The sequence below is a fragment of the Enterococcus sp. 3H8_DIV0648 genome (genome assembly GCF_002140655.1).
Taxonomy (GTDB): Bacteria; Bacillota; Bacilli; order Lactobacillales; family Enterococcaceae; genus Enterococcus_A; species Enterococcus_A hulanensis.
Genome location: NZ_NGLG01000005.1, coordinates 6,446 through 6,874 on the forward strand (window position 1 = coordinate 6,446; position 429 = coordinate 6,874).

The 429-nt window shown below is 32.9% G+C and carries 1 protein-coding gene; it reads right to left on the bottom strand.

Annotated features, from left to right (window positions below):
* A partial coding sequence (locus A5875_RS24060; RefSeq protein WP_217809368.1) for a hypothetical protein occupies positions 1 to 392 on the bottom strand: 392 nt, incomplete at its 3' end.
* Positions 393 to 429: the final 37 nt, after the last annotated feature.

Genomic DNA, 429 nt, shown 5'->3' on the forward strand with positions numbered 1-429 from the left:
GTATTTATATAAGGCCTTGCCTTTTCAATAGCCAATTTTTGATCTTGATAAATATCACGATATACGTTACTTAATCGAGTTATCTTAGAATAAAACTCCGCATCTAACGTAGATCCATAAATAGATGTCGTTCTAATTGTATTTATCACACGATTTGCTGGAATATTTCTTGTATGGTTGGCATTGTACCTGTAATTTCTAAGACTGATAATGTAGCCTTGATCATCGTTTCCAAAATAGTATTGAAACTGCACTTGATCAATTCTTTTTGGGGTAGTTAGTTTTTCCGTAGAAATTGTCCCGTTACTATCACATTTCTCTATGGTTTTAAGTAAATATCGTTCCGAAGTTTCACTATTGACACCATAAATATTTACTTTGACATTTCTCAAAGGCTCCGCTTCTGAATTAGCATCTCTTCGTATAAGT